A 20,549-nucleotide genomic window follows, 5' to 3' on the forward strand; every position below is an offset into this window, starting at 1 on the left:
GGCCGGTTCGATGATTGGTATGGAACGTGGAAACCTCCTTGGTACTGGCAAAGAGGCGGAAGTCTACGAGAGCGGCGAGCTGGTTCTAAAGCTATACAAGGCACCCTCATCCAAGGCTTCAGCATTTCGAGAAGCGGCAATCCTCGCAATCCTTGGAGATCTGGGCGTCAACGCCCCAAGGGTGCAGGAAGTCGGCGAAATTGAAGGCCGCTGGGGCTTGACCATGACACGAGCCGAAGGCGGGACATTTGGCGAAGCAATCGCCCTGCAGCCGCTGAAAACACCAGCCTATCTGGATGCTCTGGCCGCTATGCATAGAAAAATTCACGAGCACAGCGGTGTCAGACTTCCAAGCCTCAAATCACGCTTGTCTCATAATATTGAGCGAGCGGGGCAATTGCGGGAGATCCAGCGGCAGCATCTCTTGTCCGGGCTTCGTCGTCTGCCGGAGGGAGGCAGGCTTTGCCATGGCGATTTTCATCCCTGGAATGTGCTTGGATTTCTTGAGCGCGCAGTCACCGTCGATTGGCTTGACGCCTGCAGCGGAGACCCCTTTGCCGATGTCTGCCGAAGCTACGTTCTCATGCATCACTATGACCGCGGCCTAGCCGCAGCCTATGTCGATGCCTATGCGGGTATAAACGGCAGGAGCCGTGCGGCCGTTCTTGCCTGGCTTCCCTATGTTGCAGCAGCTCGTTTGGCGGAGGACGTTCCCGACGAGGTCGAGGGTTTGATGGGGATAGTCGAGGGCAGCACACTGAGTTAAGTCACCGCTTCCCCGACGGTGAATGGCTTACCTCTTCCTTCTCCAGCAGATAGATCGCCTCGCCAAAATCCTCCATCTTGGCCATCAGCGCCGCATGGGCGTCGCGAAGGCCCTGATTGTAGAAATGCGGCCCGATTTCGGTCGTGAAGAAATCGAGCAGGAATTCCGCAGGCAGCGCGCCGATCGTCTGGTCGAGTTCGTCGGAGAAATATTGCTGAAGGCGGGCGACGATCGCGGCTTTTTCCTCTTTCGGAAAGGCAATCTTTTTCATCTATGGTACCCCGGTGTTTTACGAGAAAATCCAATCGGCTAGATCAACAAAATCAATTGTCCTATCAAGGAAATTGAATTGCCGACACTCTGCCTACAGCTTACAGGTCCAAAAGTTTTCCATAAAGGACAGAGCGGGCCATGAGTCGCGCGGATTTCTTTGAAGGCTTGAAGGGCGGCATCCCCATCGGCCTCGCGGCAGCGCCCTTCGGCGCATTGTTCGGGGCCCTGGCAAGCGACCAGGGCATGTCGCTCGGCGAACTCACCCTGATGAGCGGCACGGTTTATGCGGGCGCCAGCCAGATGGTAGGCATCGATCTATTTGGCCATCACGTCGAGGCTTGGCTGATCGTTCTGTCGATCCTGGCAGTCAATTTCCGCCATGTGCTCTATTCAGCCGCGATCGCCCGTTACATCAGGCGCTTCTCGCCCATCGAAAAATTCCTCACTTTCTTCCTGCTGGTCGATCCGCAATTTGCCGAAACGCTCAAACGCGCCGAGAGCGGCACGCCGGTCACCTTTGCCTGGTACTTCGGCGTCGCAACGATGATCTATGTTCCCTGGGTGGTGATCAGCCTCATCGGCGGCCTGCTTGGCAGTCTGGTCGGCGATCCCAAGACGATCGGCCTCGATATTTTGCTACCGATCTATTTCCTCGGCATCGTCATCGGTTTCCGCAAACGCGACAATTTCCTGCCCGTGGTCATCGCCAGCACCGCCGCCTCCGCCATCGCCTATCGCTATGTCGGGTCCCCCTGGCACGTCAGCATCGGCGCCTTTGCCGGCGTTGCCCTCGCCTCCTTGATGCCGCCGGTCAGATCGAACCGCAAGCCCGACCTCGTCACCGAAAATCACGAGATCTGACCATGACCGATTTTGATCCGCATATGGTCCTGTTGATCCTCGCCGCCGCCGTGGTCACCTTCCTCACGCGCATCGGCGGCTACATCCTCATTACCAGGATGACCCGCATTCCTCCGCGCGTCGAGGCTGCGCTGAACGCGGTGCCGGCTGCCGTCCTCACCACACTCGTCGCACCCGCCTTTTTCATTGGCGGTTGGGATACGAAGGTGGCAATGGCCGTCGCGTTACTGGTGGGCTTGCGCTTCTCGCCGACGTTAATGCTGATTGCCGGCTGGATGGTCGTGATGGTCTGGAGACATTTCCCCGGCCTTTAGTTACCTTCTCTCCGACGGAGAGAAGGTAAGACCCTCAATGACTCAATTCCAGGGTCGCATTTTCCAGCCAGGTGCGGACATCGTCGTCCTGGATCAGCGGCATCAGCGCTTCACGGGTTTTGACGTGATAGTCGTTCAGCCAGTGCAACTCCTCATGCGCCAGCAGTTCTGGAAGAACGAGGCTGCGGTCGATCGGGCAGAAGGTCAGCGTCTCAAAGCCGAGCATCGGCATGTCGCCGCCTTCGATCTCCTCGGGATCGCGAATATAGATCAGGTTCTCGATGCGGATGCCGAAATGGCCGGGGCGGTAATAGCCCGGCTCGTTTGAGAGGATCATGCCGGGCAGCAACTCCTGCGTCGATAGCCGTGAGATGCGCTGCGGCCCCTCGTGCACGGAAAGATAGGAGCCGACACCGTGGCCGGTGCCGTGGGCGAAATCCACACCGGCTTTCCAGAGCGCGATGCGTGCCAGCGGATCGAGATCGCAGCCGCGCGAGCCCTTGGGGAAACGCGCCGTGCTGATGGCGATCATGCCTTTCAACACCAGCGTGAACAGGCGCTTATGCTCCTCGGAAACAGCACCGATGCCCACCGTGCGGGTAATGTCGGTGGTGCCGTTGATATATTGAGCACCGGAATCGATCAGAAATAGTTCGCCGGCCTGGATCAGCCGATCGCTCGCCGTGGTGACGCGATAGTGCATGATGGCCGCATGTTCACCCGCACCGGCGATGGTGTCGAAGGAGATGTCCTTCAGCGGGTTCTGCATGCTCTGACCGACGCGCGCGCGGCATGCCTCCAGCCGTTCGGCAGCGGCAATTTCCGTGATCGTGCCCGGCTTGCTGGTGTCCAGCCAATAAAGGAATTCGACCATAGCGGCGCCGTCCTGCAGATGGGCAGCGGCCGAGCCGTTGATTTCGGCGGCATTCTTGCGCGCCCGCGGCAGCCGGGCCGGATCGGTTCCTTCCACCACCTCCCCACCCTCACGACGGATGAGGTCGGTCAGCGCGTAGGAAGCAAGATCGGGATCGACGAGAATGCGCCCGCCATTTGCAGAGGCGGCAGCCAGTTGCTTGGCGAGATCGGAAGGCGGCAATTGTCTGCAGATCTGCGCCAGATAAGCTTCCGCCTCGACCTTGGTCTTCCGCTTGTCAAGGAAGACCTCCGCTTCGCCTTCGGCATGGATAATCGCGCGAGCCAGAGGATGCGGCGTATGTGGCACGTCGTTGCCGCGAATATTGAAGATCCAGGCGACTGAAGATGGATCGGTGATCAGTGCAGCTTTGAGCTTTTTGGCCTTCAGATCGGTCGCAATGGCTGCCAGCTTGTCCTTGGCGAGAACACCTGCCTGCGCAATATCCTGGATAACAACGGCGCCCAGCGGCTCGGCCGGCCGGTCGCTCCAGAGCTTGTCGAGCGGGTTATGCGGCAGGAAGACAAGCTTGCCTCCAATTTCCGCCAGTGCCTTTTCCAACCGCCGGACTTCAGCGCCGGTGTGCAGCCACGGATCGATGCCGAGCCTGAATCCTTTGGGCGCATGGCGCGGCAGCCAGACATGCGGCGGCTCGTCGACAAGATCGCCGCCGGTAAAGACCGATCCGTCCACCTGCTCGGCAAGCTGCGTCACATAGCGGCCGTCGACGAAAACCACGGCCTGCGACTGTGTCACAAGCGCAACACCGGCAGAGCCAGTGAATCCGGTCAGCCAGGCCAGACGCTCCGAACACTTGGGCACATACTCGCCTTGATACTCATCGGCACGGGGTACGAGGAAGCCGTCAATGCCCAGATCGCTGAAGGCGGCCCGCAGACCGGTGACGCGGTCCCGGCAGAATTGCGGAGTGGAAGTGACGTCGAAAGACTGGAACATGACTTAATCCGAATATGACCCAAGAATCCGCGAAACTGAGCGGCGACAGCATGTTAGAGCATGAGCCCGAGAAGTGTGAAACGATTTTCGGGCCAGATTGCACACTATTGATCCGACCACCAGCTCTGGCCGACGAACGCCCAGCAAGAGAATCGGGCATTAACGAATTCGCCCATTTCGTGAGCAGCCCGAATGAATTGTGACATCATCACGACACGCAATATGCATCAACTGCATAGCTCCCATGAAGCATGCCCCCTGCCACGCAAAAAGGCGAGTCGCTATATGAGCCGCATCAAACGGGGTTCACGAAGAACCCACTCGAAAAGGACTATGAAAATGCCAATCTCTCGCTCCGTATATGTTAGCCCGGCGCTGGCAGGCGAGCGTCGTACTGTACGTCACTCCGTCGGCGCGCTTCGTCAGCTCGAAGTCGAAACGTCGAAGGCAATCGGCGCAAACCGCGGCGGCCGCCACTAACAATTACAAGACTACGCGTTCGCATTTGATCGCGGTCCGGAACTCCTCCTCCCTCCCCGGATCGAGACCTGAACGGTAGAGCCTGCTTGAGCACTCCTCCACATGCTCGCGGGCAGGATCGGTCAAATACCGATCTGCAAGGCGGTGCCTCGGCACCGCCTTTTGTATTTTAAGTCCTGGCAAACGCGACTGCTGGAAATGGACCGGCTCAAGGCCGGTCGAGATGGATCGTGACCCAGCCATTACGCCAGATCGTGCGCACATGGCGCATCTTCGCGCCATTGTAGGCGCCCAACACCTTCCAGCGTTGCTCGGCGAGGATGCCGGAAAGAATCACCGAACCGCCGGGGGCGAGATGGGCGACCAGTTGCGGCGCCATCCTTATCAGCGGCCGGGCAAGAATATTGGCGATGATCAGATCGAAAGGTCCGTGGCGGGAAAACGCCGTGGAGTGAAAGCCCGGCGCCGTTTCCAGCGTGATACCCGTGGCAATGCCGTTGCGGCGGACATTCTCACGGGCAACACGAACCGCAATCGGATCGATATCGGTGGCGAGAACCGGAATATTGCGCAGCTTGCGCACGCCAATCGCCAGCACCCCGCTGCCGGTGCCGAGATCGAGCGCATTGCGCACCCGCCGGCTGGCGAGCACTTTTTCGATCGTCTCCAGGCAACCCGCCGTCGTGCCATGGTGGCCCGTGCCGAAGGCTTGGCCGGCATCGATCTCGATGGCGATATCGCTGGACTTCACTTTGTCGCGGTCATGCGAGCCATGCACCAGGAAGCGCCCTGCCCGAACCGGCTTGAGCCCCTCCAGCGATTTGGCGATCCAATCGACATCGGGGATGACTTCCCTTTCGATGACGAGCTCCGGAAACGCCGACTTCAGCACGCTCGCAAAACGGGCTTGTACGTCATCTTCGTCGTCTGCATAGAGATAGATCGAAGCTTCCCAGATATCCTTCTTTTCATCGATCTCGGTGGTGGCGATCGGCAATTCTTCGTCTTCGAACACCGGCGTCATCAGATCGAGAATCTGTGCAGCCTTTTTCTCGGTCGTCGTTACGTACAGGCGGATTTCACTCAAGTCTTCGCTCTCTCTTACTCTTATTCGGCCCAGTCGATCCACGGCGGCTTCGGCGTGTCATAGCCGGCGACACTGTGAAGCAGCAAATGCCGCGCCGGTCCAAAACGCAAAAGCAACGGCGCGAACAGATTGCGCACGACAATCGCCAGCGGATTTTTCATGGTGACCAAGCGGGTCAGACCATAGGTCTGCTTCAGCACCTGTTTCACGGCTGGAATTCTGAGCGCCGAATACTCCTGTTCGCGGCCTTCCGCAATGAGCCAGGCGAGCCAGCAGGCATCCTCTATGCCGAGATTCATGCCGCGCGCGCCGGCCGGGGAATGGATATGGGCCGCATCGCCCGCCAGGAACACGTTCCCCCTGGCCATCGGCTCGACATGGCGGAAACTGATACGGAACTGCGACACCCAGGTCTTTTCGGCAATCACATCGGGATGAACGATGCGGCTCTCGAAATCCTCCAACGTCGAGATGTAGCGCAGCACATCGGCAGACACGGGCAAACGCCCGACCATGCCCGGATCGCAAAGCGTGATCTCGGCGAAATGCGTATCCACCGGTCTCGCATACCGAAAATCGGCGAGATAAAAATAGACCTCCAGCGCTTCGCCGGGAAAGCCGGCGCCAAGCGCTTTGCGAACGGCCGAATGGGCGCCGTCGGCACCAATCAGAATATCGGGGTGAACCGTCTCCGCAGACCCGTCCAGGCGTCGCAGCATCACCTCAGGCTTCTGAAGATCGGCGATCGTTTCCTCCACGACCGCGGTCTGCCACTCCGGCGTGATGCCATGAGCCGCAAGCGCCTCGATCAGCAACCGCTCGGTCACGCCTTGCGCCAGGCCGTGAATCGCGCCGAAGCGTCCGGGCATCCGCCGCGTGTCGACATCGGCCAGCACCTTGGTTCCGGAGCGGATGCGAAAATGGACGATCGGCTGAGCCGCTGCAAGGATGTGCCCGGTAACACCGGAAGGCGAAAGCAGCGTCAATGTGCGGGCATTGATGCCGAGAGCCCGGCTCTCTTCCAAAGGCGCCGGCCCTTGGCCGTCATCGACGATGCGCGGAACGAAACCACGGCGGGCAAGCTCCAGGGCCGCAGTCAGGCCGACCGGACCTGCGCCCGCGATCAAGACGGATCTGGATTTCCTCCCTCTCCCGGCTCCGTCCGCCATCGGCGCTTCCTAACCCTTCTTGATCAGGTTTTGCAGCTTCTTGACCGCTATATCCGGGTCTTCCTGATAGGCGATCGTACCGGCGAAGCGGCCGGCGGAATCGAGCAGGAAAACAGAGGCGGTATGATCCATGGTGTAATCGCCGTTCGGATCCTTCTCATCGAGCGGCACCTTCTTGGCGTAAACCCTGAAGCCCTTGACCATGTCCATGACCTTGTCGGGATCACCCGAAATGCCGGTGATGCGGGTCGAGACGTTGGAGACATATTGATTCATGATCGCGGGCGTATCGCGTGCCGGATCGACGGTTACGAAATAGGCGTTGAGCTTCGTTCCGTCGGGATCGACCTTCTGCATCCAGCCGTTGAGCTCGAACAAGGTCGTCGGGCAGACATCGGGACAATGGGTATAGCCGAAGAAAAGCGCCGTCGGCTTTCCGCGAAACGCCTGATCGCTGATCGGCTGGCCATTCTGCGCAACCAACGTGAACGGTACTCCGTATGGCCCATCACTCGCGGCTTCCGGTGACTTGGTGACGCCGAAGCTCAACCAACCCAGCACCGCGGCCATGATCACCACAGCTACCCAGATAACAATCCGCACGCTCTTCATCGCTGCTTTTCCTCACCGCGCCGGCCGCGGCTCGATATGCGGGCCGCTCAGGCGATTGTTTCAACGGTTTAACGGGTTGAAGTGGAGGACGCAATTCAAGAAGATGTTTTTGGGAGCCGGTGAGTAAGGTGAATGCCCCGGTCCGGGCGCAAAGATGCGGAATCCATCTTCGCGTTAAAGCAATTCTAACCACTCCGCGCCAACATTGAAACATAGAGGCGAAGTCCGACTCGCCGGCCGCCTGATAGGTGGCAAACCGACCTTCTTGCAGAAGGGCATGACGCCCGCCGGAGCCGCGAGGCGCTTCAAGCGCCAAAGCCACCGGATGCTGCCGCAGCCCCCAGCCGCTCCAGCCGATCCATTTTCAATCGCTACCGCCGCCTGCCGCCGGCGCCAAACGGGAAGTCCTTGACCATGACGAATGCCATCAAACAATCGGGCGCCTATCTGGAGATCGTCTCCTTCCACCTCGGCGATCAGGAATTCTGTATTGACATCATGGCAATCCGCGAAATTCGTGGCTGGGCGCCGGTGACCCCGATGCCGCACACGCCGCCCTATGTGCTTGGCCTCATTAATTTGCGCGGCGCGGTGATCCCGGTCATCGACATGGCTTGCCGCCTCGGCATGAAGATGACCGAACCGTCCGAACGCTCCGCCATCATCGTCACCGATATCGCCGGCAAGCTCGTCGGCCTGCTGGTCGAACAGGTCTCCGATATGATGAGCATCAAGAGCGAAGATCTGCAGCCTCCGCCGGAAATCATTCCGGAAGCGCAGCGTGCCTTCTGCCGCGGCATCGTCGCGCTGGAAAAGACCATGGTCTGCTTCCTGAACCTCGATACTGTGATTGCGGACGAGCTGGCGCAGGCTGCTTGATTTCCAGACAATACCGCAAACGAAAATCGCCCTGGAGCAAGCGCTTCAGGGCGATTGTGTTTATGTGACCGTCGTCGGCAGGGGTGTTGCCGGTGCGCCGGTCGCGCAGGCCGTGAACAAATGGAAGTGGCACTTCCACGTTCGTCCGTAAAACTGCACCAAAATGGCGCAATTCGAAAGCGACCGAGAGGTATTCAGCAACCAAAGAGCAGGACTTTTTTTGGTACAAACCCCTTGACGGTTGTTATTGCGGTATCCCGGTAATCTTATTTGGGCTTGCCGTTCTTCCAGGTAACGTTCTGACCGAACAGTGGGATGGTTGAAATCGCCATTTTTGCCGAACCATTGGTCAATTCGCGCGAATGAACGAGATAGATCAGCGTGTCGTTCTTCTTGTCGTAGATTCGGTTAACCACGAGCTTCTTCCAGATCAGCGACAAGCCGGCGCGAAACACCTCCTCGCCGCTCTCCGAGAGGCTGATATTGCCGATCTCGATCGGCCCTGTCTGGCGGCAGGCAATGGAGTTGTTGGAAGGGTCCTCGAACCAATTGCCCTTTCTTAGCCGGTCGATGACACTGCGGTCGAAATAGGTGACGTGGCAGGTAACGCCGGACACTTCCGGGTCCGGCACGGCATCGATCAGGATGTCATTGCCGGTCCAATCCACCCCGACCTTGCCGACAATCTCAGCCGAAGCGGAAACAGGCGCCAGCGCCAGGAACGACGCGGCAAGAACGGCATGCAATTTCAGTGACGTCATCGAGCATCCTCCAACATCGCCGCCGATCGAGCCGCGGCCTCGCTAAGGTAAGGTCGCGGTCGGACGATGCAAGGGAAGCGGGGGCACGCTAAGCGCCCCGTTGTCTTTCATCTGATTTCCTTCAGCACGATCTCGCCAGTTTCCAGGAGCGATTTGAGGTTGGAGAGGATTTTCGGCCAGCCGCCGGATACTGCTCCGATGAACTTCGCGTCTTCCAGCTCCATGGTGTGGGTGACGGTGAGCTTCACTACATCCTCCACCGGCTCGATATCCATAACGCAACGCGACCAGCCTTCCGCCTTCAACTCAGGCATGAATTCATTGCGCCATTTGAAGGCCATTCGCCTCGGCGGATCGAATTCCGCGATCTCGCCGGTATCCGTGATACGCCCGTCCGGGTAGACCATCTTCCATGGCGAACCGACCTTCCAATCGGTCTCGTGCTGAATGTTGAACCAGTATTTCTTGATGAACTCCGGCGTCGTCAGTGCCGACCAGAGCTTGTCGGGTGTGGTGCGGATGAAGGTCACATAAACAAAGCTGCTACCGGTCATGATATTTCTCCTCTTGTAAGGCGATTTCTGTCCACAGTGATCTAACGGCCGCTACTGGCCGCCATCGCCCTCCAACGCTTTCTTGAGGGCAGAAAGAGCGCTCAATTGGCGGCGCTCGAACTTGTTGATCCAACGTTCGGCGATATGGTTGATCGGAACGGGATTGATGAAATGCAGCTTCTCCCGGCCCTGCCGCTTAGCGGATACCAGGTTCGCCTCTTCCAGGATGGCAAGATGTTTCGTCACGGCCTGGCGCGTCATCTCCAGCCCCTGGCAGAGTTCGCCGAGCGTCTGGCCGTTCTGCTCGTATAGCCGGTCCAGCAACTGCCGCCGGCTTGCATCCGCCAAAGCTCGAAAAACCGCATCGTCGTTCATGCCAAACACGGAACCATTTAGTTGCCTATTAATGATCTTATAGGCAACTATTTGGTTGCATGTCAAGAGACATGAGAGGATATCGCGGCAGAAACCCAAACCAGATGAAACGTCGCGCGTCAGATCGCGATGGCGTACTGCTCCTGCTCCATGCGCAGATGATCGAGCATCCGCGCAATTCCCTCCTCCAGGCTGATGCGCGGTGCCAGTCCGTAAGAACGCTGCAAAGCCGTGTCGCCGCAGCGATAGAAGACCCCTTCAGGGCGATCGCTGAGGCCATTCACGACAGGATTCCAGCCGATCTGACGAGCGATGATTTCCGCCAGCTCCATAAAGGAGGTGGCCCGGCCGGTCGAAAGGTTGAGGCTGGCGCCATCCGGCAATAGTTCCTTGGTTTGCCAGATGAAATCGATGCAATCATCAATATGGATGAAGTCCCGGCATTGCCGACCCGAACCCCAGACGAAAACTTCAGGAGCGCCTCTTTCGTCAAGCAGGCGGCGGCAAATGGCCGGGAACGGATAGGCAACATCCTGATCCTCGCCATAACCGCTGAACGGCCGATAAGCGACCGCCCGATGGCCGTAACGCTCGACATAGAGCTTCATCAGATATTCGCCGGTCAGTTTCGCCCAACCATAGCTGAGATCGGGCACACCGATGGCGGCCTCGAAAGAAATCATGTCTTCCGAAAGCAGCCGATGGTTCGCGACCGTCTGCAGCGAGACAGGATAGGCCGCACTGGAGCTGAAGAATACGACACAACCGGGCTTGGCGCGTGCCGCCCATTTCCACAATTCCGTATCTACCGCCAGATCCTCGGCAACGTCGAGCGTGCGCGCCTCCAGCGTCACGCGGCCACCGACCAGCGCGGCAAGATGGAAAACATAGTCGAAATGTTCCAGCGCGCGGGTAAAAAAGGTGCGGCAGTCCTCCTCGAAAAACGCAAAACGCGATCCGGGAAAGTGCTGCCAGAGAGCGGGATGCCGTGCCCCCGTCCCTTCCACCAGTTGATCGACGCAGACGACGTCCAATCCCTCGGCCAAAAGCCGCCTGATCAGATGCCTCCCGACAAACCCACAGCCCCCCGTTACCAATGCCCGCGCCATGTGATTATCCCCCTTTTTATTGAGCGAAGAAGCCACTCCTGCCTGTATAGATATCGACCATGCGCCGACCCCATTCCGCTTTGCTGGGTGCAATCCGCTGGCCAAGCGCTAACGCGCCTTCACAAAGTCTCTGCATCAATCTGTCGTCATCAGTGCTCGCCAGCCGTTCCGCCAACGAACTGGCATCACCGCTTTTAAAGACCAGCCCAGCGCCGTTCCGCTCTACTTCGGCGGCAATCAGCGCATTGCTGCTAACGATGACGGGAATGCCGGACATCAGCGCCTCGGCGGCCACAAGGCCGTAAGGTTCGGGCATGCGGGATGGCATGACGAAGACGCGCGCTTCCCCCGCCAGCGCCGTCACTTCCTCGTCGGCCAGCCAGCCAGGCACCCAGCAATGCGGCAACGCCCGCTGCATCTCATCGAGCAGCGGTCCGCGGCCGATCAGCGTCGCCGTTCGCCCGGTCTTATTCAATGCGTCTGCGAGCGTGCGGACGCCCTTTTCCCAGCACATGCGTCCCAAGAAAACGGTGCGGTGATTGCGCCAGGCCTCCACGGGCGTTGGCGTCAGCGGCTCGGTCGGTGTGCGCAAGGTCAGAAAATGCTGCAGCGGGCCGGAGTGCAGATAGGCCTCCATGCTCTCATGCGCCAGCACGATGCCGACGCGGCTCCAGAACTCCTCGCCAACGCCGCGTTGGGTGAGAGTGCGGCGAAAGCGCCAGAGTTTATGGAGATAGTTTCGCTTGTCGCAATTGGTCGTCAGACATGCTGCCGACAGCGGGCGGACATCGCAGACCGTTCCGCTCTGGAAATTGATCAACCCTCCGTTCGGACAAGTCAGGAAGAAATCATGCGCTGTGATGATGACCTTGGCCTTGTGTTTGGCGAGTGCGTAGAAGATCGATGGCGAGAGAATCTGCGACCAGCCGTGCACATGCACGACGGTCTCCTCATCCGTTTCCTTAAGCAGGCCATCCAGCGCCTCATAGGCGCGCTTATTATAGTTCTTCTCGAAGACATCGGTGAAGGTAGGACCGTCGCGAAGGGGACGTTCGCCCAACGCGACCGTACGAGTGCCCGCAAAGCGCGGTTTCAGTCCCTCGCCGTCGTCGCCGACCAAGATGGCGCAATTCAGTCCCGCCTGCCTGCTCGCGTCGATGCATTGCAGCGCCACTTTGGTCGCACCGCCGCGAATGATCGAGACATCGTTGACAAGTATTAGACGCATGGAACCTCGACACTCACCAACTGTATTTTGCGTTGGGCCGGAGAAAAGGGATTCGCCTTTTACATCATGCTCCTGCGCGATATTGAGCGGCCTGTTCCGGTCAGAATTCAATTCATCCTTTCGCATTAAGGCGAGTGGTCGCACGGCATGCGCGAGTAGGTTTGCAGTCGGATTGCTGCCGCCGGGAGAGTTGACTTCTCGAAAAAAATTCGAAAAGCTCCGCGCATGATCGCAAACCCTACCACCGTGATGCATATTCTCACGACCTCACCCCTAGCAGGGCGAGTGGGAGCAGCATTGCTTTAAGCTGACTGCGATCCCCTTCAACCCTGCCGAGGCGAGCAGGGTGTGAAGGCTCTGTTCTCCTCCTGAACCTTAAGGAGAGCAGCGTGAATTCCGAATCACAATATCAAGACGAACGATCCCAAAAACAATGCGGCGTCGAAATCCGCGCCGCGCGGATGTCAGACGCCGAAGCGATAGCCCTGATTGCCAATCTGCCCGGCTATCGCGCCGGCACGCTGCGCCTACCCTTTCAAAGCGTCGAAGAAACCCGGCAGTGGATGGAGAAGCCCGCACTCGGCTCGATCAATCTGGTCGCCGTGCTCGATGGGCAAATCGTCGGCAATGCCGGAATGCGGCGCCATGCCGGCCGGCAGATTCACACCGGCCACCTCGGCATGGGCGTTCATGACGATTTTACCGGCCGGGGCATTGGCTCGGCGTTGCTCGCCGCCGTCGTCGACACCGCCGACAATTGGCTGGCGATCAAACGCCTGGAACTGACCGTTTATGTCGACAACGAACCGGCCATCCGGCTTTACGAGAAATTCGGTTTTGAGACCGAAGGACGGCTCCGCGCCTTCGCATTTCGCAACGGCGAATATGTGGATGCATTCGCGATGGCGCGCGTGAGGATGTAAAATACCGACGGCGGCGGTCCTTCGGTCCGCCGCCGTCGATTACCCGCCGATCAACGCCAGCCACTCATCCTCGGTCATGACCTGCACATCGAATTCCCGCGCCTTGTCCAGCTTCGAGCCCGCGCCGGGTCCGGCGACGACAATGTCGGTCTTTTTCGAAACCGAGCCGGAAACCTTGGCGCCGAGGCTTTCGGCCTTGGCCTTGGCTTCGTCGCGAGTGAACTTCTCGAGAGAGCCGGTGAAAACCACGGTCTTTCCGACAACCGGACTGCCCGATGTGGTCGGCCGTTCCGCCTCTTGCGGCCGCACCTCTTGGAGCAGCTTCGAGATCACGCCGATGTTGCGCGGTTCCTTGTAAAATTCGACGATGGCGCGAGCCACCACCTCGCCGATGCCCTCGATATTGTTGAGATCGTTCCATGCGTCTCCCGAAAGCGGCGTCGCCTCATTCATCGCCGCCTCGAAGGCTTCGTACGTACCGTAGGAGCGCGCCAGGAGCTTCGCCGTCGTCTCGCCGACGTGGCGGATGCCGAGCGCAAAGATGAAGCGGTGCAGAGCGATATCGCGGCGCTCGTCGATCGCGGCATAGAGCTTGGAAACGCTGACCTTACCGAAGCCCTCGATATTCTCCAGCTTGGTAAGAGAAGACTGCTGGCGCTTCTCCAAAGTGAAAATATCAGGCGCGGTGCGCACCTGCAGCGCCGGATCTTCATTCTCGAAAAAGAAATCGATCTGCTTCGAGCCCAGGCCTTCGATGTCGAAGGCATTGCGCGACACGAAATGCTTGAGATGCTCCGTGGCCTGCGCCCGGCAGATGAAGCCCCCGGTGCAGCGTGTCACCGCATCGACCTTGCCGGTCTTCTCATTGATGTCGCGCACCGCATGGCTGCCGCAGACTGGGCATACCTTGGGAAATTCGTAAGGAACGCTCGACGCTTCCCGCTTCTCCAGCACGACATCGACGATCTGCGGGATGACATCGCCGGCGCGCTGCACGATCACCATGTCGCCGACCCGGATGTCGCGGCCCTCACGGATCGGCTCGCCCTTGTTGCCGATGCCCTTGATATAATCGGCATTGTGCAGCGTCGCATTGGTCACCACGACGCCGCCGACTGTGATCGGCTCCAGCCGCGCAACCGGTGTCAGTGCGCCCGTACGCCCCACCTGTATATCGATGCCCATTAATCGGGTGAAGGCCTGCTCAGCCGGGAATTTATGCGCTGTCGCCCAGCGCGGCGAACGCGACCGGAAACCAAGGCGAGCCTGCAGTTCCAGGCTGTCGACCTTATAGACGACACCGTCGATATCATAATCGAGGTCCGGACGCTGAAGGCCGATCTCGTCATAATGCGCGAGAATGTCGGCGACCGAATTCAGCCGCTCCATCAGCGGATTGACCGGAAAACCCCATTTCCCGAACGTCTGCACCATGCCGAACTGCGTATCGGCCGGCATGTCTGATATCTCTCCCCAGGCATAGGCGAAGAATCTCAGTTTGCGGCTCGCCGTGATTTTCGGATCGAGCTGGCGCAGCGAGCCGGCCGCCGTGTTGCGCGGATTGACATAGGTCTGCTTCCCCTCCGCTTCCATCTGCGCGTTCAGCGCCAGGAAATCGCTCTTGGCCATATAAACCTCGCCGCGCACTTCCACGATAGCAGGCGCACCGGCGGGCAAGGTCTGCGGAATTTCCTTGATCGTGCGGATATTGGCTGTGACGTTTTCCCCGGTCGTGCCATCCCCGCGCGTCGCCGCATTCACCATCCGCCCGTTTTCATAGCGGATCGACATGGAAAGCCCGTCGATCTTCGGCTCGGCTGTAAAGGCGATCGATTGATCGGGCAGCCGGCCAAGGAAGCGATAAACACCGGCGACGAAATCCTGCACGTCTTCCTGCGAAAAAGTGTTGTCCAGCGAGAGCATCGGCCTTGCATGCACGACAGGCGCGAAGGTTTCCGATGGCGCAGCCCCCACCCGCCGCGATGGGCTGTCGGCGCGAATCAACGCTGGGAAACGTGCCTCGATGGCATCGTTGCGCCGCTTCAGGGCGTCATAGTCCGCATCTGAAATCTGAGGCGCGTCCTGCCCATGGTAGAGCGCGTCATTGCGCGCAATCTCGGCGGCCAGATAGGCAAGCGCCGCGGCCGCCTCTTCTTCGGTCAAATCTTCGACAGGCTTCTGTTCGCTGCTCATGGATTCGCACTCCCCGATTTCGGAGATGTTTTAGAGCACTTAGAGGAAAAGTGCGAAGCGGTTTTTCCGTCCGGGATACGCAAATAAAAAGAGAGAAATTCCGGAATTCAGTGGCAGAGGAACGACCGTGACGATGGCATTTACGGCGACTTCGCGCCAATTGCAGTTATCATATCGATTGGTCTAAGGTTCCGCACGAATGGAATTACTGGATGGACTAGTCTATGGCTGAGGAAAGCATCGATGGTTTGAGTCCACGGCAATTACATGCCAAAGCCTGGGCTGGCGAATACGAACTGATCGATCGGCAGCTCTCCCCGCTCGGTTTAAGAGCCATGAAAGAGTTGCATTTAGCGCCTGCCAGTACCGTCGTCGATGTTGGCTGCGGGACAGGGCAGACGATCTTACAGTTGGCGGACTGGGTCGGTGACGAAGGATGGATCTACGGCGTTGATATTTCGGAAGAGCTTCTGACTGTCGCCAATCAATGCACGAGCCATCTCAAGTGTGTCCAGCTTATCAACACTGATGCCCAAGCTTTAGAGCTTCCCTCCTATAGTGCTGATGCGATTTTCTCTCGTTTCGGCGTGATGTCATTTAATGATCCAATCGTTGCCTTCTCGAATTTTCATCGCTTATTGAAACCCAATGGGAGGATTGCATTCTGCTGTTGGCGCGCTTTCTGCGATAACGAATTAGATAGGTTCCCATTACTTGCAGCGGGATTTCGATCGCCATTGGATGAAACGCCGTTCAGTTTTTCTGATGCTGAGTACGTCCGCAACGTCCTTGCTTCTGCCGGATTCAAGGATATCGAGATCGCAGCCTACGACGAAGCGGTAACAAGCGGTGACGTGGATGCAATGACGCGCGTCCTCCTCAGCGTTGGTCCGCTGGGAAAGATCGCCCGCGAAAACCCCACTGTAAAGTCGGCAGCCGAGCCCAAGTTACGAGAAGGACTCGTTAGCCTTGGCGATGGGACGAGCGTAGCGCTGGTCGCCTCGGTATGTATAGTTTCAGCGGTGGCCTAATCGGCCGAGGATCTCCAGCCGACTACCAATGGGCCAAAATAGCCATCGCAGGCATCTGTGCGACGATCAGCCATTGCCCGCTAACAGCCGCTTGGCTGCCGCCCTCGCCTCCTCGGTGACCGAAGCGCCGGCGAGCATGCGGGCGATTTCTTCGGTGCGGTCCTTGTGGGCCATGGTGGCAACGCGGGTGGAGATCTTCTCGGAACCGTCCGAGACCGGGCCCTTCGAGATCAGCAGATGCGTTGCCGCGCGCGCCGCGACCTGGGGCGCATGGGTGACGGAGAGCACCTGCACGCGCTCGGAAAGGCGCTTCAGCCGCTGACCGATGGCATCGGCCACTGCGCCGCCGACACCGGTGTCGATTTCGTCAAAGACCAAGGTCGGTGCCGAACCGCGATCGGCAAGCGCCACTTTCAGCGCCAGCAGAAAACGCGAAAGCTCGCCGCCGGAGGCGACCTTCATGATCGGTCCCGGCCGCGTCCCGGGATTGGTCTGCACATGGAATTCGATAACATCGATACCTTCGGCCGTAGCCTCGTCGGCATTGGTGGTGATCTCCACCATGAAACGCGCCCGCTCCAGTTTGAGCGCCGGCAGCTCTGCCATGACGGCAGCGGCAAGCGACTCGCCGGCGTGATGGCGCTTGCCGGAAAGGCTGCGCGCCGCAGCATCGTAATCCGCCTTGGCTACGGCCAGCTCGGCATCCAGCCGTGTCAGTCTCTCCTCGCCGGCATCCAGATCGGCGAGCTCGGCGATCATCTTCTCGGCCAGCGCCGGCAGGCCGGTCACGGGCACGGAATATTTGCGCGAGGCAGCGCGCAGCGCAAACAGTCGCTCCTCGACGCGCTCCAACTCCCGCGGATCATATTCGGTCTTGCGGAGCGCCGCCTCCACTTCCATCTGGGCATTGGACAGTTGGTCCAGCGCTGCGTCGAGCAGCGCTACGGTGTCTTCCAACAAACCCGGGGCCTCATGGCTCTTGCGCTCTAACCGCCGCACCAGCGAGGCGATGTGCGGCACAGGTGAGGCATTGCCGTTTAGGAACTCGGACGCTTCGGAGATGTCGCCGGCAATACGCTCCGCTTTCATCATTCGGGAACGGCGGTCGGCCAGCTCGTCCTCTTCACCATCCTGCGGCGACAGCTTCTCCAGCTCCTCGACCGAAGCTCGGAGATAATCGGCTTCGCGCGCAGCCTTCTCCACCTGCTCCCGCTGCTTCTTCAGCGTCCGCTCGGTATCGCGCCAGACCTTGTAGAGCCGCCCGACAGCCTGGGTTTCCTCGGCAATGCCCGCGAAGGCGTCGAGCAGCATGCGGTGCGCATCGGTATCGACCAGGGCGCGGTCATCATGCTGTCCATGAATTTCGACAAGAAGCTGCCCCGCCTGGCGCATCAACTGAACGCTGAGCGGTTGATCGTTGACGAAAGCCTTGGTGCGGCCGTCAGCGGACTGGATGCGGCGGAAAATCAGGTCCCCGTCGTCGTCGATGCCATTTTCGCGTAGAAGCTTGCGGACGGCATGCTGCATACCGACGTCGAAGACCGCCGTCACCTGACCGCGATCCTCTCCATGACGCACGAGATCGCCGTCGCCGCGCCCGCCAAGGGCCAGCGAGAGACTGTCAAGCAGAATGGATTTGCCCGCGCCCGTCTCGCCGGTTAGCACCGAAAGCCCGGTCTCGAAGGCAAGATCCAGCCGCTCGATCAGAACGATATCGCGGATCGAAAGCTGGACCAGCATGTGCGCTCAATCTCACGTCCCAAGAAGAAGTTTCTTGCCCGCTCTCGAAATCCAGGAGCCTTCGTTTTCACGCGGCTCGACACCACTGGTCTTCAGAAGCTTATAGGAATCTGCGTACCAGCGGCTGTCCGGATAGTTATGGCCGAGAACGGCGGCTGCCGTCTGCGCTTCTTCAACAATGCCCATGGCGTAATAGGCTTCGACCAAGCGTGCCAACGCCTCTTCGATCTGGTTGGTCGTCGGATATTTCTCGACGACGATACGGAAGCGAGCGATGGCAGCAAGGTAATCCTTGCGCTCGAGATAGTAGCGGCCGACCTGCATTTCCTTGCCGGCGAGCTGGTCGCGGGCAAAACGAATCTTGGCCTGCGCATCGCTGACATATTGCGAGTTCGGATAGGTGCTAACGAGCTTGGTCATCGCCTCGATCGTCTGCTGCGCGGCGCGCTGATCCTGCGTCACATCGACGATCTGCTTGGCATAGGACGAACCGACGAGATACTGAACGTAATCAGCATCTTCAGAGCCTGGATACTGCTTGAGGTAACTGTTGCCCGTCTGGACGGCCTCGTCATATTGGCCGGTGCGATATTTGACGAAGGTGCTCATCACCAGCGCCTTGCGCGCCCATTCGGAGAAGGGCTGCTGCTGGTTGATGGCATCGAACTTCTTGCCGGCTTCCGTCATATTGCCGGCCTTGATATTGGCCAGGCCCTGATTGTAGAGGGTTTCCGGCGGATCCGTCTCGACAGCGAGCTTGGTGATGTCGATATCCTTGTCCGTATTACAACCCGTTACCACCGCACCGGTACCGGCCAGGAGAAGCGATACGAGCAAAGCCCGTGTTGTAATCTTCATGCTTTCAGACCCTGCAAAACCCATCGGATGACTGTCCCACTAGCCGTCGTTGCGGAAACGGCGTTCTCTCGCTGGCGTTTCTAGCCGCAAAAGCACCATGAGGGCAACGCAATGATGATGCATTAACGCATTTTTGTGGCAAAGACTGCACGATGACAGGCTTTAACCGCTGTATTGACAAGAGATTTCGCTTTCTGCCTGCCCAACTCTATGCTTTGACCGGCTTTGAAAGCGCCTCTGGCGAATCTCCCCTCAAAAAAAGAGCCGCCCCCTTTCGGGAGCGGCGACTTTGCCACCTGGGTTCCTGGAGGTCACGCAGACCAGGGGGCGAATTCGGGAGCATTCACGGAAACGAATTCGCGGCTATGCGCTCGCTGACGCGGTGCGGAAGTCTCCACGACATCGTAAGCCGAGGGATCGCTGAGCAATGCCTTCAGCGCATTGGCATTCATGCGATGGCCGCCGCGATAGGAGCGGTAGCAGCCGATGAACTGCGCGCCGGCCAGCGCCAGATCGCCAACGGCATCCAGTGCCTTGTGACGGACGAATTCGTCCTTGGCATAACGCAGGCCTTCGACGTTGATCACCGTGTTGTCGTCGGAGATGACAACGGAATTTTCCAGAGAAGAGCCGAGTGCATGACCCGAAGCCCATAGACGCTCGACATCACGCATGAAGCCGAAGGTGCGCGCGCGCGACAGTTCGGCCTTGAAGGTCTTGGCGGTCAGATCGCCTTCCCACCTCTGCCGGCCGATCAGCGGGCATTCGAAGTCGATCTCGACTTCGAAGCGCGTGCCGTCATAAGGGCGGAACTCGCACCAGGAACCGCCGGCCTCGATTCGTACCGGTTTGGTGACGCGAATATAGCGGCGCTTGACGCCGAGCGAAACGATACCGACCTGCTCGATTGCTTCGACGAACGGATAGGCGCTGCCGTCCATGATCGGCATTTCCGCACCGGAGGCTTCGACAATGACATTGTCCAGGCCGATCGCGTAAATCGCCGCCATGACATGCTCAACCGTCGCGAGGGAACGCGCCGGCGAAAAGCCGAGAACAGTGCAAAGATCGGTGTTGCCGACCTGCGAAGAAACGGCGCGAAGCTCCGTCACGTCGCCATTGTCATGCATACGCTGGAAGAGGACACCGGTATCGGCCTCGGCTGGATAAAGCGTAATCGACACATTGGCGCCGGAATGAACGCCGATACCTGAAAGTGTCACAGGGCTTGCAATGGTGGTCTGAAAACCCAGCAATCCGATTGCCATATTAAATTCTGCCTTCGTCTATCTGTTCCAGACCGGGCGGTCATCTTTGGATCCTGCCCTCATTGCTGGTTCAGTCTGTTACCTACTCTGCGAAATCCACATGCAATGATTGCCGGATGCGATTCCGCTGACTCGCTTGCTACCTAAATACGCGCGCGGGCACCGCATTCCAAATCACTGTTTCTTTCGCTTTGTTAC

20 protein-coding genes are annotated in these 20,549 nt (G+C 59.0%); 6 read left to right on the forward strand and 14 right to left on the reverse strand.

Annotated features, from left to right (window positions below; genetic code table 11):
* The first annotated feature begins 10 nt into the window (after nt 1-10).
* Entirely contained in the window at nt 11-766 is a 756-nt protein-coding gene (locus tag QA646_RS09310; protein WP_283058779.1) for an aminoglycoside phosphotransferase family protein, read from the forward strand.
* 1 nt (nt 767) lies between these two features.
* Here the strand turns inward: QA646_RS09310 and QA646_RS09315 are convergent, their stop codons facing one another.
* Nucleotides 768-1,037 (reverse strand): DUF2164 domain-containing protein, encoded by a 270-nt coding sequence (locus QA646_RS09315; protein ID WP_283058780.1) that lies wholly within the window; start codon nt 1,035-1,037, stop codon nt 768-770.
* Nucleotides 1,038-1,177: 140 nt separating this feature from the next.
* On the opposite strand from QA646_RS09315, the gene QA646_RS09320 reads away from it, so the two are divergent.
* Both QA646_RS09320 and QA646_RS09325 read left to right on the forward strand, forming a co-directional pair.
* Nucleotides 1,178-1,900 (forward strand): AzlC family ABC transporter permease, encoded by a 723-nt coding sequence (locus QA646_RS09320; RefSeq protein WP_283058781.1) that lies wholly within the window; start codon nt 1,178-1,180, stop codon nt 1,898-1,900.
* A gap of 2 nt (nt 1,901-1,902) precedes the next feature.
* Nucleotides 1,903-2,214 carry an AzlD family protein gene (locus QA646_RS09325; RefSeq protein ID WP_283058782.1) on the forward strand — a complete coding sequence of 104 codons (312 nt, stop codon included), beginning with the start codon at nt 1,903-1,905 and terminating at the stop codon, nt 2,212-2,214.
* 34 nt (nt 2,215-2,248) lie between these two features.
* Here the strand turns inward: QA646_RS09325 and QA646_RS09330 are convergent, their stop codons facing one another.
* From QA646_RS09330 to QA646_RS09345, 4 genes are all read right to left on the reverse strand, one after another.
* The gene (locus tag QA646_RS09330; RefSeq protein ID WP_283058783.1) at nt 2,249-4,084 is read right to left on the reverse strand and encodes an aminopeptidase P family protein; all 1,836 of its coding nucleotides are present in this window, start codon (nt 4,082-4,084) and stop codon (nt 2,249-2,251) included.
* Nucleotides 4,085-4,772: 688 nt separating this feature from the next.
* Nucleotides 4,773-5,651: a 50S ribosomal protein L11 methyltransferase gene (locus QA646_RS09335; RefSeq protein ID WP_283058784.1), complete on the reverse strand. Its 879-nt coding sequence runs from the start codon at nt 5,649-5,651 to the stop codon at nt 4,773-4,775.
* A 20-nt stretch (nt 5,652-5,671) separates the two neighbouring features.
* Nucleotides 5,672-6,820: an NAD(P)/FAD-dependent oxidoreductase gene (locus tag QA646_RS09340; RefSeq protein WP_283058786.1), complete on the reverse strand. Its 1,149-nt coding sequence runs from the start codon at nt 6,818-6,820 to the stop codon at nt 5,672-5,674.
* 9 nt (nt 6,821-6,829) lie between these two features.
* Entirely contained in the window at nt 6,830-7,432 is a 603-nt protein-coding gene (locus QA646_RS09345) for an SCO family protein (RefSeq protein ID WP_283058787.1), read from the reverse strand.
* 414 nt (nt 7,433-7,846) lie between these two features.
* On the opposite strand from QA646_RS09345, the gene QA646_RS09350 reads away from it, so the two are divergent.
* On the forward strand, nt 7,847-8,311 hold the full coding sequence (locus QA646_RS09350) for a chemotaxis protein CheW (RefSeq protein ID WP_028752375.1): 465 nt from the start codon (nt 7,847-7,849) through the stop codon (nt 8,309-8,311).
* 266 nt (nt 8,312-8,577) lie between these two features.
* Here the strand turns inward: QA646_RS09350 and QA646_RS09355 are convergent, their stop codons facing one another.
* The 5 genes from QA646_RS09355 to QA646_RS09375 form a co-directional block, all read right to left on the reverse strand.
* On the reverse strand, nt 8,578-9,072 hold the full coding sequence (locus QA646_RS09355; RefSeq protein ID WP_283058788.1) for a CreA family protein: 495 nt from the start codon (nt 9,070-9,072) through the stop codon (nt 8,578-8,580).
* A 107-nt stretch (nt 9,073-9,179) separates the two neighbouring features.
* Nucleotides 9,180-9,626, reverse strand: coding sequence for an SRPBCC family protein (locus QA646_RS09360; RefSeq protein ID WP_283058789.1), 447 nt, complete (start codon nt 9,624-9,626; stop codon nt 9,180-9,182).
* A 51-nt stretch (nt 9,627-9,677) separates the two neighbouring features.
* Nucleotides 9,678-10,001 carry a metalloregulator ArsR/SmtB family transcription factor gene (locus tag QA646_RS09365; RefSeq protein ID WP_283058790.1) on the reverse strand — a complete coding sequence of 108 codons (324 nt, stop codon included), beginning with the start codon at nt 9,999-10,001 and terminating at the stop codon, nt 9,678-9,680.
* A 119-nt stretch (nt 10,002-10,120) separates the two neighbouring features.
* Nucleotides 10,121-11,110 carry an NAD(P)-dependent oxidoreductase gene (locus QA646_RS09370; protein ID WP_283058791.1) on the reverse strand — a complete coding sequence of 330 codons (990 nt, stop codon included), beginning with the start codon at nt 11,108-11,110 and terminating at the stop codon, nt 10,121-10,123.
* A 16-nt stretch (nt 11,111-11,126) separates the two neighbouring features.
* Entirely contained in the window at nt 11,127-12,338 is a 1,212-nt protein-coding gene (locus QA646_RS09375) for a glycosyltransferase family 4 protein (RefSeq protein WP_283058792.1), read from the reverse strand.
* Nucleotides 12,339-12,727: 389 nt separating this feature from the next.
* Between QA646_RS09375 and QA646_RS09380 the strand changes: the two genes are divergently transcribed.
* Nucleotides 12,728-13,261, forward strand: a complete 534-nt coding sequence (locus QA646_RS09380; RefSeq protein WP_283058793.1) for a GNAT family N-acetyltransferase — start codon at nt 12,728-12,730, stop codon at nt 13,259-13,261.
* A gap of 39 nt (nt 13,262-13,300) precedes the next feature.
* On the opposite strand, the gene ligA is transcribed toward QA646_RS09380, so the two are convergent.
* A complete protein-coding gene (ligA, locus tag QA646_RS09385) occupies nt 13,301-15,454 on the reverse strand; it encodes an NAD-dependent DNA ligase LigA (RefSeq protein WP_283058794.1) in 2,154 nt (717 codons plus the stop codon).
* Nucleotides 15,455-15,678: 224 nt separating this feature from the next.
* Between ligA and QA646_RS09390 the strand changes: the two genes are divergently transcribed.
* On the forward strand, nt 15,679-16,485 hold the full coding sequence (locus QA646_RS09390) for a methyltransferase domain-containing protein (protein ID WP_283058795.1): 807 nt from the start codon (nt 15,679-15,681) through the stop codon (nt 16,483-16,485).
* A gap of 66 nt (nt 16,486-16,551) precedes the next feature.
* Here QA646_RS09390 and recN read toward each other — a convergent pair whose 3' ends face one another.
* The 3 genes from recN to lpxC form a co-directional block, all read right to left on the reverse strand.
* The gene (recN, locus tag QA646_RS09395; protein ID WP_283058796.1) at nt 16,552-18,225 is read right to left on the reverse strand and encodes a DNA repair protein RecN; all 1,674 of its coding nucleotides are present in this window, start codon (nt 18,223-18,225) and stop codon (nt 16,552-16,554) included.
* Nucleotides 18,226-18,237: 12 nt separating this feature from the next.
* Nucleotides 18,238-19,107 carry an outer membrane protein assembly factor BamD gene (locus QA646_RS09400; RefSeq protein WP_283058797.1) on the reverse strand — a complete coding sequence of 290 codons (870 nt, stop codon included), beginning with the start codon at nt 19,105-19,107 and terminating at the stop codon, nt 18,238-18,240.
* A gap of 287 nt (nt 19,108-19,394) precedes the next feature.
* Nucleotides 19,395-20,351 carry a UDP-3-O-acyl-N-acetylglucosamine deacetylase gene (gene lpxC, locus QA646_RS09405; protein WP_283058798.1) on the reverse strand — a complete coding sequence of 319 codons (957 nt, stop codon included), beginning with the start codon at nt 20,349-20,351 and terminating at the stop codon, nt 19,395-19,397.
* Between the last annotated feature and the right edge of the window lie 198 nt (nt 20,352-20,549).

This window comes from Rhizobium sp. CB3090 (assembly GCF_029714285.1).
GTDB lineage: Bacteria > Pseudomonadota > Alphaproteobacteria > Rhizobiales > Rhizobiaceae > Rhizobium.